The sequence below is a fragment of the Streptomyces sp. NPDC031418 genome (assembly GCF_055581605.1).
In genome coordinates this window covers 134,924-158,488 of the sequence record NZ_JBVIJC010000004.1, presented here as the reverse complement: position 1 = coordinate 158,488, position 23,565 = coordinate 134,924, and the positions used below count along the sequence as shown (strand labels likewise).

Here is a 23,565-nt window from a genome sequence, read left to right as displayed (position 1 = left end):
TGATCCGGGCGGAGGTTGCCGTCACGAGGGCGCTGCCCCTCACGCCTCGGCGAAGGTCTGGCGCTGGCTGCCGAGGCCGTCGACGGAGAGTTCGACCGTGTCGCCGGGGCGCAGGAAGGGGGTGCCGGGGAGACCCAGGGCCACGCCCGCAGGGGTACCGGTGTTGATCACGTCACCCGGCTCCAGGACCATGTACTGGCTCAGGTACGACACGATGTGGTCGACCGGGAAGATCATGTCGCTGGTGTGGCCGTCCTGCCGCTTCACGCCGTTGACGCTCAGGTGCAGTCCGAGGTTCTGCGGGTCGCCGACCTCGTCGGCGGTGACCAGCCAGGGGCCGAGGGGGTTGAAGGTCTCACAGGACTTGCCGAGGTCCCACTGCGACGAGTACTCCAGCTGGAACTCCCGCTCGGAGACGTCATGGCTGATCGCATACCCCGCGATCACGTCCCGCGCGGCCTCGGGGCCGTCCAGGTAGCGGGCCCGGCGGCCGATGACGACCGCGAGCTCGACCTCCCAGTCGGTCTTCGCCGAGTGACGGGGAATCAGCACCTGGTCGTACGGGCCGACGACCGTGCCCGGGTCCTTCATGAAGACCACCGGGCGGGCGGGGATCGCCGCGCCGGTCTCGGCCGCGTGGTCGCGGTAGTTCAGGCCGATGCAGACGATCTTGCCGGGGCGCGCGAGGGGTGCGCCGATCCGCAGACCGTCCGCGTCCAGCTCGGGCAGCTCTCCCGCCATGACGGCCGCGCGGGCCCGGTCGACTCCGCCGGACGCGAGGAAGGTCCCGTCGATGTCGTGGGTCACGGAGCTCAGGTCCAGCAGCCGGCCGTCGTCGGTGCGGACGGCGGGCCGCTCCTGTCCGTGGGCTCCGACGCGTAGCAGTTTCACCGGGCAAGCCCCCCTGGTCATCGGATGCATGGCGCACCGCGACCTTAAGATGCGGCTGTCACTGCTGGCAATGGATTCATCGGGTGTATTTTCCTGGCCGTGCAGGCCGGGCACCTGATTGTCGCCTCCCTTCGTGGGGGTGACTCCTCGATATCCGAGATACATCGGATGAATGGCCCAAAGGCGTGGTCGGATCGTCATCATCGTCGCCCTGATAACCTCCCGAACCGGGCCCGGCGGGGCTCGCCCCACTCATCCCCGGCACGGAGAGGCCTGCCCGTGGCACTGACGGACGACGCGATCGACAAGATCAAGTCAATGATCGTCAACGGCGAACTCGCGCCCGGCTCCCGCCTGCCCAAGGAGGAGATCCTCGCCGAACAACTCGGCCTGTCCCGGAACTCCCTGCGCGAGGCCGTTCGGGCGCTGACCGCCATGCGCATCCTGATCACCCGTCAGGGCGACGGCACGTACGTCTCCAGCCTGGAGCCCCACCTCCTGCTGGAGAGCCTCTCCTTCGCCGCCGACGTCTCCCAGGGCCGGACGGCTCTCCAGCTGCTCCAGGTGCGCCGGCTGCTCGAACCGCAGGCGACAGGACTGGCCGCCGCGCTCCTGACACCGGAGGACCTCCAGGAGTTGCGCGACATCCTCGACCGGTCCCGGACCGTCGCCACCGTGGAGGAGTTCGTCGCCCACGACACGGCCTTCCACCTCAGAATCGTGGAAGCCGTCGGCAATCCCGTCCTGTCGATGCTGCTGCAAGTGCTCTCCACCCGAACCCAGCGGGTCCGCATCGTCCGCGGCATCAAGACCCGGGACGCCCTGGACAACGCCCACCACGACCATGAGCAGATCCTCGCCGCGCTCCAGTCACGCGACGCCCTGCTGGCCGCTTCCGCCGCGACCGTCCACATCACCGCCGTGGAGCAGTGGCTGGCCGCCAGCCTGACCGACGCCCCCTCGGGAGCCGCCGAGGAATGACCACGCCCGGCCGGGTGGGCCGGCCGGGCGCTGCGCGGTCTGTCAGCCGATGTCCGTCAGCCGATGTCCGTCAGCCGATGTCCGTCAGCCCATGTCCGTCAGGAGGGCCTTCAGTTCCTTCTCCTGCTGCGCGGGCGACATCGGCGGGTTCGAGTGGTCGATGCCGAAGGTCTTGAGCATCTTGTCCATCTGGGCGTCGATGGAGTCCCAGCCGGTTCCGTCCAGCGGCTGCAGCGAGTCCTGATCGGCGTCCCACAGGTCACGCAGCTTCTGGGCGGCCGCATGGGCTCCGGCCGCGTTCCCCGAGCGTGCGTCCTTGAGCGAGGTCGACGCGAGCGTCTTCAGCGCGGCGACCTTGGCGGGCGGGAACTTCTTCACCGCCTGGCCGGGAGCCATCTGGACGGCGGAGGTGTTGTCCTCCTCCGGCGCCGGACCGACGTGCGGCTGGCCGTGGGCCCAGACCAGCAGGCCCACGGTGGCGACGGCGAGCAGTGCGAAGCAGCCCAGCGCGATGCGCTCCTTGCGGGGATCGCCGGCGGCCGGTGCGGCGTGGGTGGCCTCGTGGGTCTCGGCCACGTCCGAGCGCGTCACCGTCAGGTAGACCACCGTCGCCAGGATCAGACCCAGGAAGATCAGGCTGGTGGTGAAGGTGCCCAGGTCGAGACCGGTCGGGTCGCCCGGGCTCTGGGCGACCTTGGGGGAGGCGAGCCAGTCGCCGATGTTCGCGCCCAGCGGGCGGGTCAGGATGTAGGCGAGCCAGAAGGACAGCACCGGGTTCGCGCCGAACTTCCACAGCAGCGTGATCGCCGCGATGAGGCCGAGCGGCAGCAGGACCGAGACCCCCGGGCTCCAGCCGGTGAGCTCGAGGGTCCAGTCGCCGGTCGCGGTGCCGAGCGCGAAGGTGACGAGAACGGCCAGCCAGTAGAACGACTCCCGCGGCAGCGTCGTGACCGAGTGGATCGAAAGGGTGCGCTCGCGCAGCCACCACACGCCGAAGACCACCGCGAGCAGCACCGAGAAGACCGCGGAACTGATCCACAGCGGCACGTTCAGCTGGTCGGTCAGGATGTCGGTGTAGAGGGTGCCCGTGACGCTGACAACGACCACGGTCAGCCAGTAGGGGAACGGAACGTACCGCTTCAGCCGCAGCTGGACGGCCAGGACCACCGCGAACACCGCGGTGAAGATCCAGGCCGTGTTCACCAGGCCGACGCCCAGCTTCATGTCGATCCAGTCGGCGAAGCTCTCACCGACGGTCGTGCACAGGACCTTGATCACCCAGAACCAGATGGTGACCTCGGGAACCTTGTTGAGCATGAGACGCCCGCTGCGTGGGCGTGCTTCCGTTGTCGTTGTCATGCGGGGAGGTTTACGCCGGGAACCTGCACATAACCTGACTACGCGGTGGCACCGGCGGCCGGGAGCGTCACCTCGACGTGCCCGCGGCCGTCCGCGATCGCGCGCACCTCCGCACCGGCCGAGGCGGCGATGCGCCGGACCACCGGCAGCCCCAGCCCGTACCCGTCGCCGCCGGTCACCCCCGCTTCGAAGACCCGGTCGACGTCCGCGGGATCGAATCCGGGGCCGTCGTCCAGGACATCCACCACCACGGCCTCGCCCTGGTTGCGGGCGGTGATCCACACCCGGGACTTCGCATGCCGCAGGCCGTTGTCCAGCAGGGGGGACAGCAGCGACACGGCGACGTCGGCCGCGACGGCGACCTCGACCTTCGCGGGGAAGGCGACCTCGACCGCGCGGCCGGCGATCGCCTGCCGCGCGGCGGAGCGCAGGTCGCACCGGGTTCCCTTGTCCGTCCGTGCGCGCGCGGCGCGCAGCAGCGTCGTGATCGCCGCATCGAGGCGGTCCACCTCGCTCAGCACCGCCTCCGTCGGCACCGGCTCGCCGGACAGCTGCGCCAGCTGCGCCTCGGCCCGCAGGACCGTGAGCGGTGTCCGCAGCTCGTGGGCGATCTCGTCGGTGAGCCGGCGCTCGTCCGCCAGCGCGTTGTCGACGCGCTCCAGGAGGTGGTCCAGGGTCCGCCCCAGTTCCCCGAACTCGTCGCGGGGGACGCCGAGGTCGAAGCGGCGCCCGGGTTCGTGCTGGCCCCAGTCGTCGGCGAGGGCGGCCATCTCGTGCACGACCCGCAGCGCACGGCGCACCACGAGGTGGGCGACACCGCCGGCGAGCAGGATCGTGAGGCCGCCCAGTATCAGGGACAGGGCCAGGCTGCGCTGCTCGGATGTCTCGTACGGCGTGAGGTCCACCCGGACGATCACCATGACGTGATGGCCGTGGACCGGGACCTTCCGCGCGTACAGGAGGTAGTCGCCGACCGTCGCGGTCTGCGGTCGCCCGGAGTCCGCGAGCTGCTCGACGCGGTTGACCAGGCTCGGCGGGACGTCTCCGTCGATCAGGCGGCCGTCGGCATACACCCAGGCGACCTCGTCCAGCGCCTCGCTGCTGTTCTCCGTCAGTACGACGCGGCCGCCCACGGTGGTCACGTTCGCCGCGACCGCCTCGGCGCGCGTCCGTGCCAGATCGTGCGCGTCGGCGTCGGTCACCCGGCTCAGCAGCACATGCGAGACGACGACCAGGATCGCGACCACGGCGGTGGCGATCAGCACGGTGAGGGCGACGACCCGCTTACGGAATCCCGTCACTGCCATCGGTAGCCCACACCGCGCACGGTCGCCAGCCGCTCGGCCACACCCAGCGGACCGAGCTTGGCCCGCAGCCGGCGCACATAGGAGTCGAGGGTGTTGTCGCTGACCTGCGCCCCGTGCGGCCAGCCGGCAGCGATGAGGGCGTGCCGGCGCACCGCGTCGCCCTGCGAGGCGATCAGGCGGCCGAGCAGCCGGAACTCGGTCGGGGTCAGGCTCATGCTCGCCGCATCGTAGGTCACCACGTGCTTCGCCGGATCGAGGACGACCTCGCGCGGTGCGGGCGCCACGGTGGCCCGGCGCAGCAGCGCCCGGACGCGGACCAGCAGTTCCGGGATGTCGAAGGGTTTGGTCATGTAGTCGTCGGCGCCGGCCTCGAATCCGCCCACCTTGTGATGCAGTCCGTCCAGGGCGGTGAGCATCAACACCGGCGCGTCGACGCCGCGGGCCCGCAGGGCCAGGCAGACGTCGCGGCCGTCGGCGTCCGGGAGCCCGAGATCCAGCACGACCAGATGAGGCGCCGGTGCGAGCTGCCGCAGCAGGCTGTCGGCCGTGGCGGCGACGGAGACGGTGTGCCCGTCGTGCTCCAGGGCGCGCTTGAGGACGCCACGGACCGCCGCGTCGTCTTCGCACACCATGATGAAAGCCACGGGCCGACCCTAGATACTCCCCGCCCAGTTCTCCATCTTCCCAGGTCAACCGCCTGACGGCCGATGTTCTAGGCGACCGGACGCCACACCGCGGGAGGCCGGACCCGTACGACTCGGCTGGCGGCCGTCTTCTGGAGCAGGCCGTAGGCGAGGACCGGGAGCAGCAGGTGTGGCTTGTCCGGGAGCACAGAGGTGATCAGTACGGCGCCGGCGCTGCTGTTGTTCATGCCGCAGGCCAGGGTGAGCGAGGAGGCGGCGGGCGGGTCCAGCCGCAGCAGCCGCGCGGCGCAGCGGCCGAGCACGAACGACAGATGGCAGACCAGTGCGGCCACGACCAGCGCGGCGCCCAGCAGCAGCGGGCGTGGCCGAGCGACGAAGGAGCCGAGGGCGCCGCTGGCGTTGACGTACGTCAGGACCAGTGAGCCGGCCAGCGCCACCGGCACGACCGTGCCCAGCGCCCGGCCGAGCGACGCCGCGGGCAGGGCGAGCCGGACCAGGATGCCCGCCGCGCAGGGCAGCACCACGCCGACGAAGGTGAAGCCGCCGCCCGCAAGGTGGACACTCGCGGCGAGCGAGCCGGCGTATCCGCCGCTGAGCAGCGGAGCCAGCAGCTCGATCACCAACGGTGTGGTGAGTGGGCTGATGAGGGTGGAGGCGAGGACCAGGCCGACCATGGTCGGCTGGTCGCCGTCGCCCTTGCCGGTCCACACCGTGGCGCCGGCCGCGACGGGCATCGCCGTGATCAGGATCATCGCGGTGACCAGGCCGCTGCCGCCGTCGGCGTCGGGCGAGGCGTGCAGCAGGACCACGATGAGCGGGATGACCAGCAACGGGATCGCCAGGTGCAGCGCGAGCCCGGCGAGCAGTGCACTCGGGCGCCGCAGGACTCGGACCAGCTCACGGACGGGGACCTGGAGTCCGGAGGAGAACATCACCAGCCACAGCAGGCAGGGTGCGGTGGACACCGGCAGTCGGATCAGTGGTCCCAGCGGCAGTGCGTGGGGGTGGCGCAGCCACAGGCCGGGGCCCGGTACGAGCAGGGCTGCGGCGTAGCACAGGACAACGGCCCGGCCCAGCCGGCGCCGCAGCCAGGCGCTCGCACGGTCAGTGGGCGCCGGTGTCGCGGTGGGGGCTGGTGCGTGCATGGCGGTCTTCTTCCGTCGTGGGGGCAGGGGCGGGACGGAAGACCGTTATGCGGAGACCATGTGCGTGCGTGTGCATGGAGCCATGGTGCGGGCACGGAGCCGGCGGGGCGGGTGATCCACGGCGGCAGTCAGGATGTGTTCAGGCAGCCGCCCCTTCCCGCCCCCGCACGGCCCCCGGGCTAAGCGGTGGAAGGCAGCACGTGGTCGCCGATCTTGTCCGTGCTCAGGCACAGGGAGCAGACGGCCGCGTCGTGTGTGGCACAGGCGGTCAGGTCCGGGCGCTCGTACGGCCGTTGGCAGACATGGCAGTCGAGGGTGAGGGCGCTGGGGTTGCCGTCCGCGTCCAGCAGGGGCTCGTCCATGCCGTCGTCGGTGCGGCGGAGGTAGTACCTGCCCTTGGTGACGATCGCCATCAGCGGGGTCAGGGCGAAGGCGATGACGGCGGAGGCGACGGGGGAGTACGGCTGGAGGGTGTCGCCCAGCAGGTGGAAGTACATGGCGATGGACAGGCCGGAGGCGGCGACGAAGGCCACGACGCCGACCGGGTTGACGGCATGGAGCATGCCCCGGCGGAACTCCGGCTGGAGCGGGGAGAGCTTCAGCAGGTACTTGTTGACGCCGATGTCGGTGGCGACGGTGACCACCCAGGCGATCGCGCAGTTCGAGTAGAAGCCCAGGATGCTGTTGAGGAAGCTGAACATGTCCGCTTCCATCAGGACGAGCGCGAAGCCCAGGTTGGCCAGGACGAAGACCATGCGGCCGGGGTAGTGCCTGGTGAGGCGGGTGAAGGAGTTCGTCCAGGCGAGCGAGCCGGAGTAGGCGTTCGTGACATTGATCTTGATCTGGCTGATGACCACCAGCGCCACGGCGAGCGGGACGACCATCCAGGAGGGCATCATCGCGTCGAAGGCGCCGCGGAACTGCTGGATGGGCTCGGTCGCGGCAGCCGGGCCGACCTTGGCGAGGATGTACACCGCGAGGAAGACGCCGATGGCCTGCTTCAGCGCGCCGAGCACCACCCAGCCGGGGCCCGCCATGACGACGGCCGTCCACCAGGTGCGCCTGTTGCTCTCGGTCTTGGGCGGCATGAAGCGCAGGTAGTCGATCTGCTCGCCTATCTGGGCGATGAGCGAGAGGCAGACACCGGCGCCCAGCAGGACCGAGGCCGTGTTGACGCCGCCGTCGCCGTCCGTGCCGGTGTAGGCGAGGAAGCGGTCGACGGTGCCGGGGTCGGTGGCGATCAGGTAGACCAGCGGGCCGACCATCAGCAGCAGCCAGATAGGGGTGGTCCACACCTGGAGCTTGCTGAGCGCCTTCATGCCGTAGATCACCAGCGGGATGACCATGAGCGTGGAGACCAGGTAGCCCAGCCACAGGGGCAGCCCCAAGCCGAGTTTGAGACCCTGGGCCATGATCGAGCCTTCGAGGGCGAAGAAGATGAAGGTGAAGCTGGCGAAGATGACGCTGGTGAGGACCGAGCCGTAGTACCCGAAGCCCGAGCCGCGGGTGATGAGGTCGAGGTCGATGTTGTAGCGGGCGCCGTAATAGGCGAGCGGGAAGCCGGTGACGAAGATGACCACGGCAGCCACCGCGATGGCCACGAGCGCGTTGCCGGTGCCGTGCGCCAGGCCGATGCCGGCGCCGATGGAGAAGTCGGCCATGTAGGCGATGCCGCCCAGGGCGGTGGTCGCCACGACCATGGGGGTCCAACGGCGGTAACTGCGCGGAGCGAAACGGAGGGTGTAGTCCTCCAGTGTCTCCCTGACCGCCTGGTCGGCGGCGGCCTTCGGCGCGTCTGCCGTTTGCGTGCGTGACTCGGTGGTGCTCATGCCGCGCCTCCCGATGCTGCTGGTGCGGGTGCCTCTGTGGGAGGGAAAGCCCCGCTTGGCGTCATCGGCAGGACGGGGGAGCTGACGGACCGTCATGCGTACCGTTCGGCCGTCGTGTACACGACTCTGATCCCACGGCCGGTCACGCTAGAAAGCGGCTGTTACTGTCGGTGCTCGCCATCGTGAACGCGAAGTTTCCGAGAACTCACCTGCTGCCGCGCGGCGTTGGTCCAGACCCGGTGACGCGACACCACTCCTCACGGGCCGGCCTCGCTCGATGAGATCATGACCGTGACAACAGGCGACCGGAGGGGTGTGCCATGCCGGAGACGCCGTCGGAAGCGACATCGGCCCAGGCCGTGCAGGTGGGCGAACCGGTGCCGTGCCGGGTCGTCGTGTGCCGGGACTGCTGCTGCGGGAGCCCCAAGGTGACCGGAGTGGATCACGCCGCGCAGACCGCGCGACTGCGGGCGGAGGTGCCGGTGCGCATCTCGGAGTGCCTCGACGTGTGCGATCAGGCCAACGTCATCGTCGTACAGCCATCTGCCGCGGGCCGTGCCGCCGGTGCCCGGCCGGTCTGGCTAGGGCTCGTCAACGACCCCGACGCGACCGAGGACATCGTCACCTGGGTCCGTGCCGGTGGTCCAGGCGTGGCGCCACTGCCGGACATCCTCGACCTGTACGCCTTCACCCCACCGCGGCGCACCGCGGCTCCCTGAACCGAGGCCCGTCGAACCCCTTTTCCCAGGAAGTCCGTTACGCCCCGCACCCGGTGCGAGAAGAAGATCACGCCAGGATGAGGCGGTCTTGGCCGTGCTGGTGGCACGCGGTACGGTCTGTCCGATATCGACGACGGCGAGACGGAAGCCGGTGGGAATCCGGCACGGTCGCGCCACTGTATGCCGGACACCGCGGGGTGTCCGGTGAGTCAGACCCGTGGCCGTCGTCCAGTGCACCACCGAGATGGGACGCGAACTCCCAGAGGAGGTTCTGCCATGGCGCAGACCGTCGCTCAGCCGACAGCCACCACTCCCGCCATCCCCGCCACGCTGCCGCTGAAGGCGATAGCTCCCTGGGCGGTCTTCTTCGGCATCCTGATGCTGGTCCTGCTGTACTTCGTCGGCGCCGAGCAGGGCGCCACCTCCGTGTTCAACGGCACGGACGTCCACGAGTGGGTGCACGACGCCCGCCACCTGCTGGGCTTTCCCTGCCACTGACGCGAGGGACGCCCCGACTCCCATGAACTCCGCAACGGTAAGAAACCTCCTCGTGCGGGGCATGCTCGCCGGCCTCGCGGCCGGCGTGCTCGCCCTCGTCGTCGCCTACCTCCTCGGTGAGCCGAACGTCGACAAGGCGATCAGCTTCGAGGCGGCGCACTCCCACGAGCACGAGAGGGAGGTCGTCTCCCGCTCCCTGCAGTCCACGGCGGGCCTCGCCACCGGCGTCCTCGTGTACGGGGTCTCCTTCGGTGGCATCGCCGCGCTCGCCTACTGCTTCGCGCTCGGCCGTGTCGGCCGGTTCGGGCCGCGGGCGACCGCGCTGCTGCTGTCCGGCTGCGCGCTGCTCGCGGTGTACGTCGTCCCGTTCCTGAAGTACCCGGCCAATCCGCCGTCGGTCGGTGACCCCGACACCATCGGCAAGCGGACCACCCTGTACTTCCTGATGATGCTGCTCAGCGTCCTCCTCGCGGTCGCCGCCACCCTCCTGGGCAAGCGCCTGGCGCCCGGCCTGGGCACCTGGTGGGCGACGGTGGTCGCGGTGGCCGCCTTCGCCGTCGCCGTCGGCCTGGCCTACCAGTTCCTGCCCGCCACCAACGAGGTGCCGAGGGACTTCCCGGCCACCTTGCTGTGGCGGTTCCGGCTCTCGGCCCTGGCGATCCAGCTGAGCCTGTGGACAGGTTTCGGCCTGCTCTTCGGTGAACTGGCGCAGCGCCTGCTGAACCCCAAGCCGGCAACGGCCGCGAGCAGCCGCCCGGTTCCGGCCGCGCACTGATTCCTTCCGGACGCCAGAGGGCCCTTCGGAACCATCCGAGGGCCCTCTGGCGTTCCCCGGACACCGCCTGCGCTGCGAGTTGGCTGCGCTCCTGCGCCGACACCGGGGTACGACGTCCTGAACCACGGTGCTGACGGCCGAGTGGGGATACCCGGCCGTCAGCGACCACGATCCCTCGGCATGCCCGGCGCCGGAGACCACCTTCGCCACGGCTGACCGCGCGCCGGCGCGCACCCGCCAGACGCCGCTGGTGACGGCGTTCACCGGATGGTGCAGGAGCGGCACACACACCGGGTCGGGCGTCCGCTGGCCGAAGACCACCTTCACCTCCCGGATGAGGGCCGAACTCGCGGTGTCGCGGGCGTGATACCGCGACGACGGGGCTTCACACCTACGGGCGTCTCAGTGATGCAGGGCGGCCGCGAGTGCCTCGGCCAGGGTCAGGGGCGGGCGGCCGATCAGGCGGTGCAAGTCGCCGGAGTCGGTGTACATCTCGCCGTGGCTCATGCCGCGGTCGGCGTCGGCGAGGACCTCCGCCAGCTCGGCGGGCACGCCCGCGGCGGCCAGCGCCTGGGCGAAGTCGGTCACCGGGAGGTCGGCGTAGGCAACCTGCTTTCCGGCCGCGGCGGAGATCGCGGTGGCGAGCTCGGTGAGGGTGAAGGACGCGTCGCCGCCGAGCTCGTACACGGCGCCGGTGTGGCCTTCGGCGGTGAGGACGACCGCTGCGGCCTCCGCGTAGTCGGCGCGGGCCGCGGCGCTGATCCGCCCCTCGCCCGCGGCGCCGACGACGGCGCCGTTCTCCAGGATCTGCGGCAGTTGGCTGGTGTAGTTCTCCAGGTACCAGCTGTTGCGCAGCAGCACGCTGGGGATTCCGCGGTCCCGCAGATACTCCTCGGTCTCCCTGTGCGTGGCGCCGATGACGGTGGTGGCCGCGTCCGCGTGCGTCGTGCTCGTGTACGCCACCAGCGACACCCCTGCGGACACCGCGGCGTCGATCACGCGGCGGTGGTTGGCGACCCGCTCGCCCACGGGGACCGAGGCCGAGACCAGCAACAGCCTGTCCGCCCCCGCGAATGCCTTCGCCAGGCCGTCGGTGTCCGCGAAGTCGGCGCGGCGTACCGTGATGCCTCGGTCGGCCAGGTCCTGGATCCTGCCGGTGTCCCGGCCGGTCGCGATGATGTCCCCGGCCGGGATCCCGCGCCGCAGCAGTGCCTCGACGGTGAGCCTGCCCAACTGGCCGGTGGCTCCGGTGACGACGATAGGCATGAGGGTCGTTCCTTCCTTCCGCGCGTGTCTCGCACGCCTGCCGCGGTCCGTCCGCGGCGGGATGGAACAAGACTGACCTGGACACTCTCTGCTGGGAAGTAGCCACTTCTTGGTAGGGTACTTACCCGACCGATAGCATCGAGGTGAGCCGTATGGCTGCGTCATTCGATCCGTATGAGCGCGGCTGCCCGTCGCGGGACCTGCTCGACCAGATCGGCAGCAAGTGGGCGGTCCTCGTGCTGGGCGAACTCGGCCGGAACGGAACCTCCCGGTTCGGCCAGCTCCGGCAGGCACTGGCGGGCGTGAGCGAGAAGATGCTCACCCAGACGCTGCGCACCCTCGAACGCGACGGGCTGGTCAGCCGTACCGTCTACCCGGAGGTGCCGCCGCACGTGGAGTACGAGCTGACCTCGCTCGGCCAGACGCTGCGGGAACCGCTGAAGGCGCTCACGGAGTGGTCGGTGCTGCACATCGAGGAAGTCATCACCGCCCGCGAGGAGTACGACGACCGCACGGGGCGCACCAGGTAATCGGCACCGACCGTCTTCGGGCGTCCACGTCAGTCCAGGCCGGGCGCGTAACAGCAGGTCAGGCACCGAGGTCCGGGGGAGTCGACGTAGTGGGTGACAGACGTGTGAGAGTGCCGGTGAGAGCTGCGCTCGACGGCAAGCGCGCCCTCGCGTCGAGTGCTCGGCAAATCCGGCCGCGGCTCTTGGCGACCAACAGTCGTAGCCTTCGCTCCTGCAAAGTCGAACGCTCCGGGAGTTGTCTGAGGCGATGCCTGCCCCCGCCGAGGGGCGCAACGTGGTCACGCTCGTGCTGGCGGGCCAGCGCCGCCCGCTCGACGGCGGGCCCACCGTCCCCCGACCCAAGAACACCAACGCTCCCTTGGCCGGGGAAGGACGCCCGCCGAAACGGAGCAGGATGATGTCGCCGGCGCCTCGCACTGCGCCCGGCATGACAAGCTGTGCTTCCCCCCGGAACCCAGGAGGTCACCATGACCGCAGAGCCCGTATCCACGGAAGGTTCGGAGCCGGCTGTCCCCGAGACGTCCCCTCTGGAGCCGGACAGCGACGGCAACTACGACCTCAAGCGCAAGTTCCGCGAAGCCCTGGCGCGCAAGCGCGGTGCGCAGGCGGATGCCGCTGATGTGGCCGCCAAGTCCGATGCATCGAAGGTGCGTTCTGCGCACGGCCCGGCTGCGAGCCAGCGGTCGTTCAGGCGCAAGAGCGGCGGCTGAGTCGCTGAGTCCGGCGATCCAACCGCTTCACCGGCCCTCGCGCCATCCACTCGCGCGTCCCGTGCAGTGGCCCGCGACATGCGCATGCCCGTGCGCGCGTTGCGGGCGGGCATCGCCGGGTGCTCGCCTGGGGGAATGGCCCAGATGCGGTTGGCTCGGGTCGGCGGCGCCGCCGAACCGGAATTCCGGGATGAGGGCACTGCCTTGTCCGACGTACCCGGCCGGTGTTGCGCGCCTTGCGTGCCCCTGTACCGCGGTGAAAAACGACTGCGGCTGTCGAAGTTCCTCGCCGTCCGGGCCTGAGGCTCGTACGGCGGGCCACAGCACCGTACGTTGCCGCACCAGGATGCTGCTGTTTCCACCGAGCTGATCGAAAAAACTTCCCGAAGAGTTGCGCTTCGGCTGGGGCAAAATCTGTGCCCGCGAGCTGAGGTTTCAAGGGGACGGGCAGACAGATTCTCTATCGCATTAAGTGGGGTGGGATTCTTCACCGTACACAGGCCGCTTCGGCGTGCTACTGTCGATCTCAGTTGCAGTTGTGGTCCCAAAACTTCAAGTGCTCTCCGGGCGGCGCCTGTGCCGCTGGAAGCACTTTTGTTATCCGGTCTTTTTCCCGGCGGGGTGATCATCGCGGCGACAGAGGGTCCGTGCAGTGCGGATCCCGATGCACTGCCCAGAGGAGAAAAGACATGGCTACTGGCACCGTCAAGTGGTTCAACGCGGAAAAGGGCTTCGGCTTCATCGAGCAGGACGGTGGCGGCGCTGACGTGTTCGCCCACTACTCGAACATTGCCGCCCAGGGCTTCCGTGAGCTGATCGAGGGCCAGAAGGTGACCTTCGACATCGCGCAGGGCCAGAAGGGCCCGACGGCCGAGAACATCGTTCTCGCCTGACGTCGACTGTCGCGTACGTGTAGCTGGGGCCCGCGTCCTTCGGGGTGCGGGCCCCAGCTACTCGCGTTTTCCGCAGTGGTTTCACCTGCGGACGACAACCAGGAAACCCGTAGGCTCAGCGCATACGGAGCATCCTTCAGGGGTGTACGCACCCTTCATGGCTTCATCGCGGCGGACGCCCGAACGTTGCGTCCGCTTCGCGCCACTCATTCCAGCGTCTGTGCCCGCACGGATTTTCCGTCGGTCAGATTCGCTGCCGCATTCCACCGGTCCATTCTTGCAATTCTCTGTGCTGCTGATCGCTGTGGGAATTCCTTGATATGTGCCGCATCGAGGAAGGTTCCGCATGAACCGCACACGCACGAACGACCGCTTCACCCGCACCCGTAACGGCAGTACCGACTCCGGCAGGGGCGGCAGCCGATTCGGCTCGTCGGCCAGGAGCCGCTCCGGCGGGCCGAGCCGCTCCGGTGGTTACGGCCGCCGGCCCGCCGCGGTCCAGGGCGAGTTCGCGCTGCCCAGGACGATCACACCCGCGCTCCCCGCCGTGGAGGGCTTCGCCGATCTCGACATGCCCGGGGCGCTGCTGGCTGCGCTCAGCTCGCAAGGCGTGACCGTACCCTTCCCGATCCAGGCCGCGACCCTGCCGAACTCCCTCGCCGGCCGGGACGTACTGGGCCGTGGCCGCACCGGCTCCGGCAAGACCCTCGCCTTCGGGCTGGCGCTGCTGGCCCGTACGGCCGGGCAGCGCGCCGAGGCCAGGCAGCCGCTGGGGCTGATCCTCGTACCCACGCGTGAACTGGCGCAGCAGGTCACCGACGCGCTCGCCCCGTACGCCCGCTCCGTGAAGCTGCGGCTGGCCACGGTGGTGGGCGGAATGCCGATCGGCCGACAGGCGAGCGCGCTGCGCGGTGGTGCCGAGGTCGTCGTCGCCACGCCGGGACGCCTCAAAGACCTCATCGATCGTGGCGAGTGCCGGCTGAACCAGGTTTCCACCACCGTCCTCGACGAGGCCGACCAGATGGCCGACATGGGCTTCATGCCGCAGGTCACCGCCCTCCTCGACCAGGTCCGCCCCGAAGGGCAGCGCATGCTGTTCTCCGCCACTCTCGACCGCAACGTCGACCTGCTCGTGCGCCGCTACCTCAGCGACCCCGTCGTGCACTCCGTCGACCCCTCGGCCGGTGCGGTCACGACGATGGAGCACCACGTGCTCCACGTTCACGTCGCCGACAAGCACACGGCCACCACCCAGATCGCCGCACGCGACGGCCGCGTGATCATGTTCCTCGACACCAAGCACGCCGTCGACGGCCTCACCGAACACCTCCTGAACAGCGGGGTACGGGCCGCCGCCCTGCACGGCGGGAAGTCACAGCCACAGCGCACCCGCACGCTGGCACAGTTCAAGACCGGACACGTCAACGTGCTGGTAGCGACCAACGTCGCGGCGCGCGGCATCCACGTCGACAACCTCGACCTCGTCGTCAACGTCGACCCGCCGACCGACCACAAGGACTACCTCCACCGCGGCGGCCGTACCGCCCGTGCGGGAGAGTCCGGCAGCGTCGTCACCCTGGTCACCCCCCACCAGCGCCGCGGCATGACCCGCCTCATGGCAGCGGCCGGCATCGTCCCGCAGACCACCCAGGTCCGCGTCGGCGAAGAGGCCCTGCACCGCATCACCGGCGCCCAGGCACCCTCCGGCATCCCGGTCGTCATCACCGCACCGGTGGTCGAACGCCCCAAGAAGCGCGGCGCCACCTCACGCGGTCGGCGCCGCCCCGCCTCGGCGGCTCGCCGTGCGCTCGTACGGCAGTCCACCGCCGGTGCGGCGGCATAGAACCTTCGTGTCAGGAAGCCCGCCCAACTTCGCAGGAGGCACCCTTTGACGCTGGACCAGACGCAGTTCCGCTCAACACGTACCAACGTCGTGCAGACGGCGGCCGATCCCGCGGACGCGGCCGGACCGCAGGTCTGGGAGGACATGACCGTGGAGGTGGCACTGTGCGTGATGACCGCCGCCCGTACAGGTCATCTGGTCGTCTGCGACGAGGACGGTCTGCGCACCGGTCTGGTCACCCGGGACCGGCTCACGGCCGTTCGTGACGGCTCCGGATACACGGACCGGATCCGCCTGCGGGACATCGCCGACGTCATCGGGCCCTTCGCCCCACCGCCGGCCACGAGGGCCGAAGCCGAGCGTGCGATGCGCTGCCGCCGGCTCGGGGCCCCGCCCGTGGTCGACGGACATGGCAAGGCTCTGGGCGTCCTCGCCCTCTCTCGCTGAACCGCCGTCCCCCCTGCCCGGCCCCGTCTGCGCCCCTGGCCGGCCCGTACGGGCCGGCTTGCGCAACGCTCGGCGCTCCCCCTGTCCGCCTGACGTACGGACAGGTGTGAGCCGAACCGAACCGTGAGGCCCCACCGGCGTGGGCGAATTCCAGGCGGTGAGTTGATCAAGCCGCGAGCAGTGTGGACAGACGCTCGGCTGGGGTCTCCCAGCCGAGCGTTTTGCGTGGGCGGCTGTTGAGTTCCGTGGCGGCAGCGTCCAGGTCCTCGCGGGTGTGATCCGGCCGGCCGCCTGCTGTGACCGCCCCGGGGCGCCGGAACCTGCCGCAGGTGTCTACCGGCCCGCCAGGTAACCGGCGCCCGCTCGGCTACCTCATGGAGAGTCCGCCGCCGGGCCGGGAAACAGCCAGGGACAGCCCTCTTTCGAGTGTATCTACGGAAGAAGTTCAGACACTGACCATGGAGAAAACCTGTCGTGACGACAGTAGACATTGGCCCGTCGCAGGGTTACTGTCTTTGTCGTACCCAGGAAGTCGAAGTGGGCACGACAGACACGAACTGCCGTGCCGGCAGCTCAAGCAGGACACGGCCCAAGAGGGGCGTCAGCAGTACCCGCGGTATCCAGCAGTATCACCGAGTAACCGAAGGTGAGGAGCGAGACGCCATCAGGATCGCCCGGGCGAGGAAGCAGTCCGCCCGGGTACCGCAGGCCCCGGATTGGAAGGTGGTCCCCGGTCACGCATCCGCGATCCCCGCAGTCCTGCCCTCCCAGGCGGACCCTGCGGACATACGAGGCCGGCACAGTTCGCCGGTAGATGGTGTTGAAAGCTCGGGGCCCGGGTGCCAGTGCGGCGCCCGGGCCCCCCGACGTCCCCCGGAAGAAGAGGTCTATGCCCCCTGGCAGTTCCCGCGCCGTCACCCCTCTCGATGACGACGACTATCCCGCCTACACCATGGGCCGGGCCGCCGACATGCTCGGCACCACCCCCGCTTTCCTTCGTGCCCTCGGCGAACACCGCCTGATCACACCTTTGCGCTCCGAAGGCGGCCACCGCCGCTACTCCCGCTACCAGCTGCGCATCGCTGCCCGTGCCCGCGAACTCGTCGACCAGGGCACCCCCATCGAAGCTGCCTGCCGCATCATCGTCCTCGAAGACCAACTGGAAGAAGCGCAGCGCATCAACGAGCAAATGCGCACACAAGGCTCCGAGCCGCAGTCGAAGACCTCAGCCTGACCGGGCGCCGGCACGGAGACACGGACGACGCTCCCGGCCCGCCACCGACTGACCCCGCCATCGGCCCCTGAAGCGAGCGCCCCTGACTCCCGCAGGGCAAGGACCCCGGCGATCATGACGCTGGGGTCCTTCTCCGTACAAAACCGTTCCACCAGTCCCGGGCCGGAGCCCTGCCGGCGCGCCGGTTGCCCATCGGCGGCCCGCCAGGCGTGGCGATTCTGGAGCCTGCGGACACGGGCGCCTGACCTCGGGTTTGTGAGCCAGGCGTTTGTGACCATCAGGCGGCGACGAGCTCCTGCTCCCGGTCCGGCGTCTTGACCTCGGGCTTCCTGTTCGGCAGCGAGAGCCGGAAGACCTTGCGCCACGCGGAGAACACCTGCTTGGGCAGCGGTCCGGTGACGTACTCCAGCTCGTACTTCTCGAACAGCGCGCGCACCTTCACCGCGACCTCGGCGTACCGGTTGCTCGGCAGGTCCGGGAACAGGTGGTGCTCGATCTGGTGCGACAGGTTGCCGGTCATGAAGTGCATGGCCCTGCTGCCGCTGATGTTCGCCGAGCCCATCATCTGGCGCAGGTACCACTGGCCGCGCGTCTCGCCGTCGATCGACCGGCGCTCGAAGACCTGCACGCCCTCGGGGAAGTGCCCGCACATGATCACGGAGTGGGACCAGATGTTGCGGACCAGGTTCGCGGTGAACGTGGCGGCGAGCGTGGGGAGGAACGACGGGCCCGACAGCAGCGGGTGGATCACGTAGTCCTTGAGCACCTGCTTGCGGATCTTACGGCCCACGGCCTTGGCCCGCGCGCGGAACTCCGGGTTCTTGCGGCGGCGCTTGTCCAGGTTCTTGCCGAGCTCCAGGTCGTACGCCGCGATGCCGTACTCGAAGAAGCAGGCGTTGACGAAGTTCCACAGCGGCTGGCCGAGGTGGAACGGGTGCCACTCCTGGTCCTCGTCGACGCGCATGATGCCGTAGCCGAGGTCGTTGTCCTTGCCGATCACGTTGGTGTACGTGTGGTGCAGCTCGTTGTGCGAGTGCTTCCACTGGTCGGCCGGCGAGACGTGATCCCACTCCCAGGTCGTGGAGTGGATCTTCGGGTCCCGCATCCAGTCCCACTGGCCGTGCAGGATGTTGTGGCCGATCTCCATGTTGTCCATGATCTTCGCCACGGACAGCCCGGCGGTGCCGAGCAGCCACGCGGGCGGGAACATCGAGAACAGCAGCACGCCCCTGCTGACCAGCTCGAGCTTGCGCTGCGCCGAGATGACCTTGCGGATGTAGGCGGCGTCCTTCTCGCCGCGGCCGGCGATCACCTCGTCACGGATCGCGTCCAGCTCGCGGCCGAGCTCCTCGATCTGCTCCGCCGTCAGGTGGGCGGTGGGGTCGATGGCGGTCAAGGTGCTCCTACCGGTCGATGTCGCAAGGGCCCGCCGCGGCGGACACGCAGGTCTGGATGAGGACGCCCGGCTCGGCCTCGGTGATCTCGCCGGTGCGCAGGTCGCGGACGGCGCCCGCCTTGAGCGGCGTGACGCAGCCGAAGCAGATGCCCATGCGGCACCCGGAGGGCATGAGCACACCGGCCTCCTCGCCGATGTCCAGCAACGGCGTGGTGCCGTCCGCGTCGACGGTCTTGCCGGTGGTGCTGAACGTGACCTCACCGCCGTCGCCGGTGGCGACGATGCTGGGGCGGAAGCGTTCGGTGTGCAGCCGCTCCGGTACGCCGTGCTCGCTCCAGTGCTTCTCGGCGGCGTCGAGCAGGCCCGCCGGCCCGCAGGCCCAGGTCTCGCGCTCGGCCCAGTCGGGTACGAGTGCGTCGAGACGGGTGATGTCGAGCGTGCCGTGGGTGTCGGTGTGCAGCTCGGTGAGGCGCAGCTTCCCGGCCGCGACCAGGTCGTGCAGTTCGCTGCGGAAGATCACGTCCTGCGGCTGCGGGGCGGAGTGGACCATGACGACGTCGTCGAACTCGGAGTCGCGCAGCATGCCCATCACGGGCGTGATGCCGCTGCCGGCCGTCAGGTAGAGCACCTTGGCGGGCTTGACCCGCGGCAGCACGAAGTCACCGGTCGCCTGGTCGAGCTGGATCAGCGTGCCCGGCTTCACCCTGCGAACCAGGTGGTTGCTGACCTTGCCGTCCGGGATCGCCTTCACGGTGATCGTGACGCGGCCGTCGGGGCGGTTGGCGGGCGAGGTGAGGGAGTAGGCACGCCACAGGCGGACCCCGTCGACGTCGACCCCGATCCGCACGTACTGGCCGGCCATGTGGCCGCGCCAGCCCCGTCCTGGCCTGATCACGATGGTCGCGGCGTCATCCGTCTCGGGGTGCACGGCCTCGATGCGCCCCCGCAGGTCAGCGCCCGCACGCAGTGGGCTGACCAGGTCAAGGTAGTCCGACGGCAGCAGCGGCGTCGTGACCATCTCCAGCAGTTTCCACGCCCTGCTGCGAAGGGCTGCACTCGTCATGACTCCAGCTTGCTGCGTCTCAGGGCGTAAAGTCCTGACCGTAGGACGTGAATCTGGCGGGTTGAATTGTTCGCAGGGAATAGAAACGTGAGTCGGGTAACCCAGAGGGCTAGTGAACTGGCCCTCGATGAGACGACGGTCACGGCACTTCGGGCTGCGCTGAAGACCACCGCCGACGAGGTCGTCCAGGCGATCATCGACGAGGTCCCTTCCTACGCAGGCGCCCTGTCGGGCAGCATGGGCGGCACCATCCGCCGAGCCGTTCGCACCGCCCTCGGACACTACCTGGACCTCGCGAGCGGGAACGCCACGGGCGGCGACGGCGGTGACGCGGCCTACGAGCTGGGCCGCGGCGAGGTGCGCGACGGCCGTTCGATGGACGCCCTGCTCAGCGCCTATCGCGTCGGCGCCCGCGTGGCCTGGCGAGGCCTGGCAGCGGGCGCCGTGTCCGCAGGTCTGCCCGCCGTCGAGGTCGCCAAGTTCGCCGAGCTGACCTTCGCCTACATCGACGAGCTCTCCGCCGCGAGCGCCGCGGGCCACGCCGACGAACTGGCCGCCCGGGGCAGGGCCCACGAGCGCCACCTGGAACAGCTGGCCCGCGACCTCCTCGCCGGCGCGAGCCCGGACGTGCTGCTGGCCTCTGCTCAACGGGCCGGATGGCAGCCTCCGGTTACGCTGACGGCGGTCCTGCTGCCCGCCGCCCAGGCCCGGCCTGCCTACCGCGCGCTCGACCCGAGCACCCTCGTCCTCGACGATCTGCCCGACGCCACCGGTGTGCTGCTCGTCCCCGATGCCGACCGGTCACATCTCCTGCGGCAGCTGACCGACCGCACCGCCGTGGTCGGCCCGGCCCGGCCATGGACGCGTGCGTCCGCCTCGTACGCACGAGCCCTACGCGCGCGCTCCCTCTCCTCTGATATCCGCGACACCGAGGACCACCTGCCCGAGCTGGTGCTGAGCGCCGACGCGGACGCGTTCGCAGACCTGCGTGCCCGAGCCCTCGCACCGTTGCGCACCTTGCCTGTCTCGACCGCACAGCGGCTGGAGGAGACGTTGCGGGCGTGGCTGCTGCACCAGGGCAGGCGGGACGAGGTGGCGGCGGCGTTGTTCGTCCATCCCCAGACAGTCCGGTACCGGATGTCGCAGCTACGGGAGCTGTTTCCGGATCTCGCATCGCCACACCGGGTCCTTGAACTGACGCTGGCGGTCGGTCTTCGGGCCAGTTGACGCGTACAAGCGAACGAGGCCGGGAGGTCTTCCGCCTGGTCAGACCTGTGCAGTCGTCACCTCCGTTACAGGGGCGTCCGTGAGACGTGAGAAGGTCTGGGGCGTGAGTGAGACACCCCCGAACACCCTGCAATACCGCTTCGACGGGCCAGAAGACGCTCCGGTCCTGATCCTGGGTCCCTCACTGGGTACCACATGGCACAGGTTGTAGAGACCGTCTGTCGGCGTCCAGGTCAGTCCAAGGTGACCGCACAATTCCAGGTCAGAGCGTTTTGGTCCGCGTGAGTCGACGCAGTCGGTGACAGGTGTGTGATAGCGGTGTTCGACGAGAAGCCTCGCCGGTGCGGTCCGACGGGGTTTCTCACAGGTGCGTGCAACGTCCGCCGAGGGCACCGTTGTGCCCGGCTTCTCCCCTCCTGAGCACCCGAAGCAAGGAGGGGGCGACGCCGCCGCTCTGACGGCCGAGGCACAGCCTGTCACCCAGGGACTCTCCGCCCAAGCGGGAGGCACCCTTCGCTTCTGCAAACTCATCGGCCTTTGAGGAGTGTCTACGGCACGGCATGTCTCTCCGAGGCCGGGCGGATCGCGAACCGCGCCCACGCGACCAACCGAGCGTCGGTGAACTCGGTGCGTGGTCGTGCGGCCGACGTACTGGAAGCGGTCGCGTCCACGTCACACCAGATCCCTTCCACCAAGAAGGGCAGGCGTGCGGGTCTCACGCGAACCCGTCTCCTCGTCATCGACCAGGGGGAGGTAACGCTCCGCGACCGCTCCGCAAGATGAGGTCCACGCCTGTAGTTGCCCACGTCATGGTTCAGGACGGCATCCGCAGGGCGAGCAGGGCCACGTCATCGGTGTTGCCGGGTGGCATGCGGCCGAGTAGCTGATCGCACAGGGTGTCGAGCGGTTCGTGGGCGAGAGCGAGGGCGTGGTGGCGCAGACGGGTGAGGCCGGTGTCGAGGTCGCTGCCGGGGATTTCGATCAGGCCGTCGGTGTAGAGCAGCAGGGTGGAACCCGGCGGCAGCGACTGCGCGGCGTTCGGTCGGCTGCCGACGGTGCTCGAACCGGCGCCAAGGAGGAGCCCCTGCCCGGCTTCGAGGTACTGCGCGTGTCCGCCCTGGGCCAGCAGGAGGGGCGGCGGATGCCCGGCGCTGGTCCACCGCAGCGTCCATGGGCCGGTGTGCGGGCTGCCTTCGAGCAGGGCGAGGACGAGGGTGGCCATGGGGACGGTGGTGATGGCCGGCAGGGCGTCGTCGAGGCGGTCCACGACAGCGCCGGGTGGGCCGGCGCGGTCCCAGGCCAGTGACCGCAGGATGCCGTGCAGTTGTGCCATGCCGGCCGCGGCGGTGAGATCGTGACCCAGGACGTCGCCGATGACCAGCGCGAGCGTGCCGTCCTTCAGCTCGAAGGCGTCGTACCAGTCGCCACCGACCTGGGAGCCGGCCGGGGCGGGCTGGTAGCGGGCGGCCAGTTGCAGGCGGCCGAGCCGGGGCAGCGGGGCGAGCAGGTTGCGCTGCATGGCCTCGGCGACGGCGCGCTGGCGGCCGAACCGGCGGGCGTTGTCGATGACCAGGCCGACCCGGCGGCCGATGTCGCCCACCACTTTCAGATCGTCGGTGTCGAAGGGGGTCTCCGGGGCGGTGCGCACCAGCGTCAGGGCGCCGGTGACCTGACGGGCGGAGCCCAGCGGCACGGTGAGGGCGGATGTCGCGCCCACCGCCCGCAGGAAGCCGCTGTGGACGGCGGCCAGGGCAGAGCCGGCCGGCTCGGCGACGTCTGCTTCGCGCTGCAGAACGGGATCACCGCCGTTCAATACCTGGACGAGCGGAGAGTGGGCTCTTCCCACCTCCGTCTGGGGCAGGCGCTCGCGCCAGTCCTCCTGCGCGGCGTGGCGGCCCCCCGGGCCCGTCACCGCCACACGGTGGACCTGTCCGGTACCGACCCGCAGGTCTACCGCCGCCCAGTCGGCCAGGCGGGGAACCAGCAGGCGGCCCAGCCGGGCGAGGGCCTCGTCGATCTCGAGTGTCTGACCCAGCACGTCGGTGATCTCCGCCACCAGCGTCAGCCGCTCGGTGCGGTCCTCCAGAGCCCGCGTGTAGGCCGCACGCTCCCGGCGCGTGCTGCGGTTGCCGGCGGCGTCGGTCAACAGCACGGCCATGCCCTGGAAGGCGCTGTCGTCCCTCAGAGGGGAAGCGGACCAGGAGATCGCGGTCAGACGGCCGTCACCGCGCAGACAGATCTCACCCTCCCCCCGTGCCTCGGCTCTCTCGGCCAGGGACCGCAGTAGTGGGCACTGCTCCCGGGGCACCGGGCCGCCGGCCGCGTCCCGGTGCAGCAGGTCGTGTGCGTCCTCGCCCCGCATGGCGGCGGCGGCACGGCCCAGCAGGCGCTCGGCAGCCGGGTTGACCGCGAGAATCCGTCCAGTGGGGTCCACCACGATGAGAGCTGTGCCCAGCCGTCGGACGACCTGCCGCCAGAAATCCGGCTCGGCCACCGACCGGCACCGCCCCTCATCTCCCATGTCCTCCACCATGCCGCCTTTCCAGCCATGCAAACCCTCGCCGGAAACCGCGGACGCGTTGGCAGGCCGACACACCAGCGGATCGACGACTGCGGAGTTGACAACGATCGGTACGACCTGCATCAACGCTATGCCCGAGCGGCAGGGAACGGGCTCGTCTCGACCGGTCTGAGCAGTCTTCGTCGTTAGTCCTTCGGGGGTTGATCATGCGGCGCGTCGGGGCAAGCATTCTTCTGGGCGATCGGCGGCGTGTCGGTCGAGCCTGGCCAGCAGATCGTCCAGGTTGG

Annotated in this window: 21 protein-coding genes, 1 pseudogene and 1 riboswitch; of the genes and pseudogenes, 11 read left to right on the top strand and 11 right to left on the bottom strand. The window is 69.8% G+C overall.

From position 1 onward, the window contains the following. Window positions 1–39: 39 nt before the first annotated feature. Window positions 40–891 (bottom strand): fumarylacetoacetate hydrolase family protein, encoded by an 852-nt coding sequence (locus tag ACZ5CZ_RS06865; RefSeq protein WP_385845989.1) that lies wholly within the window; start codon window positions 889–891, stop codon window positions 40–42. Window positions 892–1,170: 279 nt separating this feature from the next. Here ACZ5CZ_RS06865 and ACZ5CZ_RS06860 point away from each other — a divergent pair, with 279 nt between their 5' ends. Next, window positions 1,171–1,872: a FadR/GntR family transcriptional regulator gene (locus tag ACZ5CZ_RS06860; RefSeq protein ID WP_385845935.1), complete on the top strand. Its 702-nt coding sequence runs from the start codon at window positions 1,171–1,173 to the stop codon at window positions 1,870–1,872. A gap of 84 nt (window positions 1,873–1,956) precedes the next feature. Here ACZ5CZ_RS06860 and ACZ5CZ_RS06855 read toward each other — a convergent pair whose 3' ends face one another. From ACZ5CZ_RS06855 to ACZ5CZ_RS06835, 5 genes are all read right to left on the bottom strand, one after another. Further along, the gene (locus ACZ5CZ_RS06855) at window positions 1,957–3,189 is read right to left on the bottom strand and encodes a COG4705 family protein (protein WP_468939865.1); all 1,233 of its coding nucleotides are present in this window, start codon (window positions 3,187–3,189) and stop codon (window positions 1,957–1,959) included. An 80-nt stretch (window positions 3,190–3,269) separates the two neighbouring features. Next, window positions 3,270–4,538, bottom strand: a complete 1,269-nt coding sequence (locus tag ACZ5CZ_RS06850; protein ID WP_468939863.1) for a sensor histidine kinase — start codon at window positions 4,536–4,538, stop codon at window positions 3,270–3,272. Continuing rightward, window positions 4,529–5,182, bottom strand: a complete 654-nt coding sequence (locus ACZ5CZ_RS06845) for a response regulator transcription factor (protein WP_385845932.1) — start codon at window positions 5,180–5,182, stop codon at window positions 4,529–4,531. The genes ACZ5CZ_RS06850 and ACZ5CZ_RS06845 overlap by 10 nt, the downstream gene beginning before the upstream one ends. A gap of 68 nt (window positions 5,183–5,250) precedes the next feature. Next, window positions 5,251–6,327, bottom strand: coding sequence for a bile acid:sodium symporter family protein (locus ACZ5CZ_RS06840; RefSeq protein WP_385845931.1), 1,077 nt, complete (start codon window positions 6,325–6,327; stop codon window positions 5,251–5,253). Between the two features lie 179 nt (window positions 6,328–6,506). Continuing rightward, window positions 6,507–8,156: a purine-cytosine permease family protein gene (locus tag ACZ5CZ_RS06835; protein WP_468939859.1), complete on the bottom strand. Its 1,650-nt coding sequence runs from the start codon at window positions 8,154–8,156 to the stop codon at window positions 6,507–6,509. A gap of 320 nt (window positions 8,157–8,476) precedes the next feature. Between ACZ5CZ_RS06835 and ACZ5CZ_RS06830 the strand changes: the two genes are divergently transcribed. The 3 genes from ACZ5CZ_RS06830 (at window position 8,477) to ACZ5CZ_RS06820 (ending at window position 10,148) form a co-directional block, all read left to right on the top strand. Beyond that, window positions 8,477–8,875 carry a (2Fe-2S) ferredoxin domain-containing protein gene (locus ACZ5CZ_RS06830; RefSeq protein WP_385845929.1) on the top strand — a complete coding sequence of 133 codons (399 nt, stop codon included), beginning with the start codon at window positions 8,477–8,479 and terminating at the stop codon, window positions 8,873–8,875. A 96-nt stretch (window positions 8,876–8,971) separates the two neighbouring features. After that, window positions 8,972–9,116: riboswitch (cobalamin riboswitch) on the top strand. Between the two features lie 35 nt (window positions 9,117–9,151). Further along, a complete protein-coding gene (locus ACZ5CZ_RS06825) occupies window positions 9,152–9,373 on the top strand; it encodes a CbtB domain-containing protein (protein WP_385845928.1) in 222 nt (73 codons plus the stop codon). Between the two features lie 22 nt (window positions 9,374–9,395). Then, a complete protein-coding gene (locus ACZ5CZ_RS06820) occupies window positions 9,396–10,148 on the top strand; it encodes a CbtA family protein (protein WP_468939855.1) in 753 nt (250 codons plus the stop codon). A gap of 402 nt (window positions 10,149–10,550) precedes the next feature. Here the strand turns inward: ACZ5CZ_RS06820 and ACZ5CZ_RS06815 are convergent, their stop codons facing one another. Continuing rightward, window positions 10,551–11,414: an SDR family oxidoreductase gene (locus ACZ5CZ_RS06815; RefSeq protein ID WP_468939853.1), complete on the bottom strand. Its 864-nt coding sequence runs from the start codon at window positions 11,412–11,414 to the stop codon at window positions 10,551–10,553. Between the two features lie 152 nt (window positions 11,415–11,566). On the opposite strand from ACZ5CZ_RS06815, the gene ACZ5CZ_RS06810 reads away from it, so the two are divergent. From ACZ5CZ_RS06810 to ACZ5CZ_RS06790, 5 genes are all read left to right on the top strand, one after another. Next, on the top strand, window positions 11,567–11,944 hold the full coding sequence (locus ACZ5CZ_RS06810; protein ID WP_385845924.1) for a winged helix-turn-helix transcriptional regulator: 378 nt from the start codon (window positions 11,567–11,569) through the stop codon (window positions 11,942–11,944). Window positions 11,945–12,411: 467 nt separating this feature from the next. Beyond that, window positions 12,412–12,654: a DUF5302 domain-containing protein gene (locus tag ACZ5CZ_RS06805; RefSeq protein ID WP_028424692.1), complete on the top strand. Its 243-nt coding sequence runs from the start codon at window positions 12,412–12,414 to the stop codon at window positions 12,652–12,654. A 689-nt stretch (window positions 12,655–13,343) separates the two neighbouring features. Beyond that, window positions 13,344–13,547, top strand: a complete 204-nt coding sequence (locus ACZ5CZ_RS06800; protein WP_380968669.1) for a cold-shock protein — start codon at window positions 13,344–13,346, stop codon at window positions 13,545–13,547. 346 nt (window positions 13,548–13,893) lie between these two features. Then, window positions 13,894–15,390 carry a DEAD/DEAH box helicase gene (locus ACZ5CZ_RS06795; RefSeq protein ID WP_468939848.1) on the top strand — a complete coding sequence of 499 codons (1,497 nt, stop codon included), beginning with the start codon at window positions 13,894–13,896 and terminating at the stop codon, window positions 15,388–15,390. A gap of 45 nt (window positions 15,391–15,435) precedes the next feature. Beyond that, window positions 15,436–15,837 carry a CBS domain-containing protein gene (locus tag ACZ5CZ_RS06790; RefSeq protein ID WP_385845920.1) on the top strand — a complete coding sequence of 134 codons (402 nt, stop codon included), beginning with the start codon at window positions 15,436–15,438 and terminating at the stop codon, window positions 15,835–15,837. Between the two features lie 166 nt (window positions 15,838–16,003). Here ACZ5CZ_RS06790 and ACZ5CZ_RS06785 read toward each other — a convergent pair. Continuing rightward, window positions 16,004–16,111: pseudogene (locus tag ACZ5CZ_RS06785) on the bottom strand (IS30 family transposase); the annotation flags it as partial. Window positions 16,112–16,726: 615 nt separating this feature from the next. Between ACZ5CZ_RS06785 and ACZ5CZ_RS06780 the strand changes: the two are divergent. Further along, on the top strand, window positions 16,727–17,071 hold the full coding sequence (locus ACZ5CZ_RS06780; RefSeq protein ID WP_251097368.1) for a MerR family transcriptional regulator: 345 nt from the start codon (window positions 16,727–16,729) through the stop codon (window positions 17,069–17,071). 277 nt (window positions 17,072–17,348) lie between these two features. Here the strand turns inward: ACZ5CZ_RS06780 and ACZ5CZ_RS06775 are convergent, their stop codons facing one another. Further along, entirely contained in the window at window positions 17,349–18,467 is a 1,119-nt protein-coding gene (locus tag ACZ5CZ_RS06775; RefSeq protein WP_385845919.1) for a fatty acid desaturase family protein, read from the bottom strand. Window positions 18,468–18,474: 7 nt separating this feature from the next. Further along, window positions 18,475–19,530 (bottom strand): ferredoxin reductase, encoded by a 1,056-nt coding sequence (locus tag ACZ5CZ_RS06770; RefSeq protein ID WP_385845918.1) that lies wholly within the window; start codon window positions 19,528–19,530, stop codon window positions 18,475–18,477. A gap of 87 nt (window positions 19,531–19,617) precedes the next feature. On the opposite strand from ACZ5CZ_RS06770, the gene ACZ5CZ_RS06765 reads away from it, so the two are divergent. Then, window positions 19,618–20,757 (top strand): PucR family transcriptional regulator, encoded by a 1,140-nt coding sequence (locus ACZ5CZ_RS06765; RefSeq protein WP_468939843.1) that lies wholly within the window; start codon window positions 19,618–19,620, stop codon window positions 20,755–20,757. A gap of 814 nt (window positions 20,758–21,571) precedes the next feature. Here the strand turns inward: ACZ5CZ_RS06765 and ACZ5CZ_RS06760 are convergent. Then, on the bottom strand, window positions 21,572–23,251 hold the full coding sequence (locus ACZ5CZ_RS06760; RefSeq protein ID WP_468939840.1) for a SpoIIE family protein phosphatase: 1,680 nt from the start codon (window positions 23,249–23,251) through the stop codon (window positions 21,572–21,574). Window positions 23,252–23,565 lie beyond the last annotated feature (314 nt).

Coding starts and splice junctions, on each gene's coding strand:
- ACZ5CZ_RS06855 (WP_468939865.1), bottom strand. CDS start 3,189: ATGCTCAACAAGGTTCCCGAGGTCACCATCTGGTTCTGGGTGATCAAG.
- ACZ5CZ_RS06850 (WP_468939863.1), bottom strand. CDS start 4,538: ATGGCAGTGACGGGATTCCGTAAGCGGGTCGTCGCCCTCACCGTGCTG.
- ACZ5CZ_RS06840 (WP_385845931.1), bottom strand. CDS start 6,327: ATGCACGCACCAGCCCCCACCGCGACACCGGCGCCCACTGACCGTGCG.
- ACZ5CZ_RS06835 (WP_468939859.1), bottom strand. CDS start 8,156: ATGAGCACCACCGAGTCACGCACGCAAACGGCAGACGCGCCGAAGGCC.
- ACZ5CZ_RS06830 (WP_385845929.1), top strand. CDS start 8,477: ATGCCGGAGACGCCGTCGGAAGCGACATCGGCCCAGGCCGTGCAGGTG.
- ACZ5CZ_RS06825 (WP_385845928.1), top strand. CDS start 9,152: ATGGCGCAGACCGTCGCTCAGCCGACAGCCACCACTCCCGCCATCCCC.
- ACZ5CZ_RS06820 (WP_468939855.1), top strand. CDS start 9,396: ATGAACTCCGCAACGGTAAGAAACCTCCTCGTGCGGGGCATGCTCGCC.
- ACZ5CZ_RS06815 (WP_468939853.1), bottom strand. CDS start 11,414: ATGCCTATCGTCGTCACCGGAGCCACCGGCCAGTTGGGCAGGCTCACC.
- ACZ5CZ_RS06810 (WP_385845924.1), top strand. CDS start 11,567: ATGGCTGCGTCATTCGATCCGTATGAGCGCGGCTGCCCGTCGCGGGAC.
- ACZ5CZ_RS06805 (WP_028424692.1), top strand. CDS start 12,412: ATGACCGCAGAGCCCGTATCCACGGAAGGTTCGGAGCCGGCTGTCCCC.
- ACZ5CZ_RS06800 (WP_380968669.1), top strand. CDS start 13,344: ATGGCTACTGGCACCGTCAAGTGGTTCAACGCGGAAAAGGGCTTCGGC.
- ACZ5CZ_RS06795 (WP_468939848.1), top strand. CDS start 13,894: ATGAACCGCACACGCACGAACGACCGCTTCACCCGCACCCGTAACGGC.
- ACZ5CZ_RS06780 (WP_251097368.1), top strand. CDS start 16,727: ATGCCCCCTGGCAGTTCCCGCGCCGTCACCCCTCTCGATGACGACGAC.
- ACZ5CZ_RS06770 (WP_385845918.1), bottom strand. CDS start 19,530: ATGACGAGTGCAGCCCTTCGCAGCAGGGCGTGGAAACTGCTGGAGATG.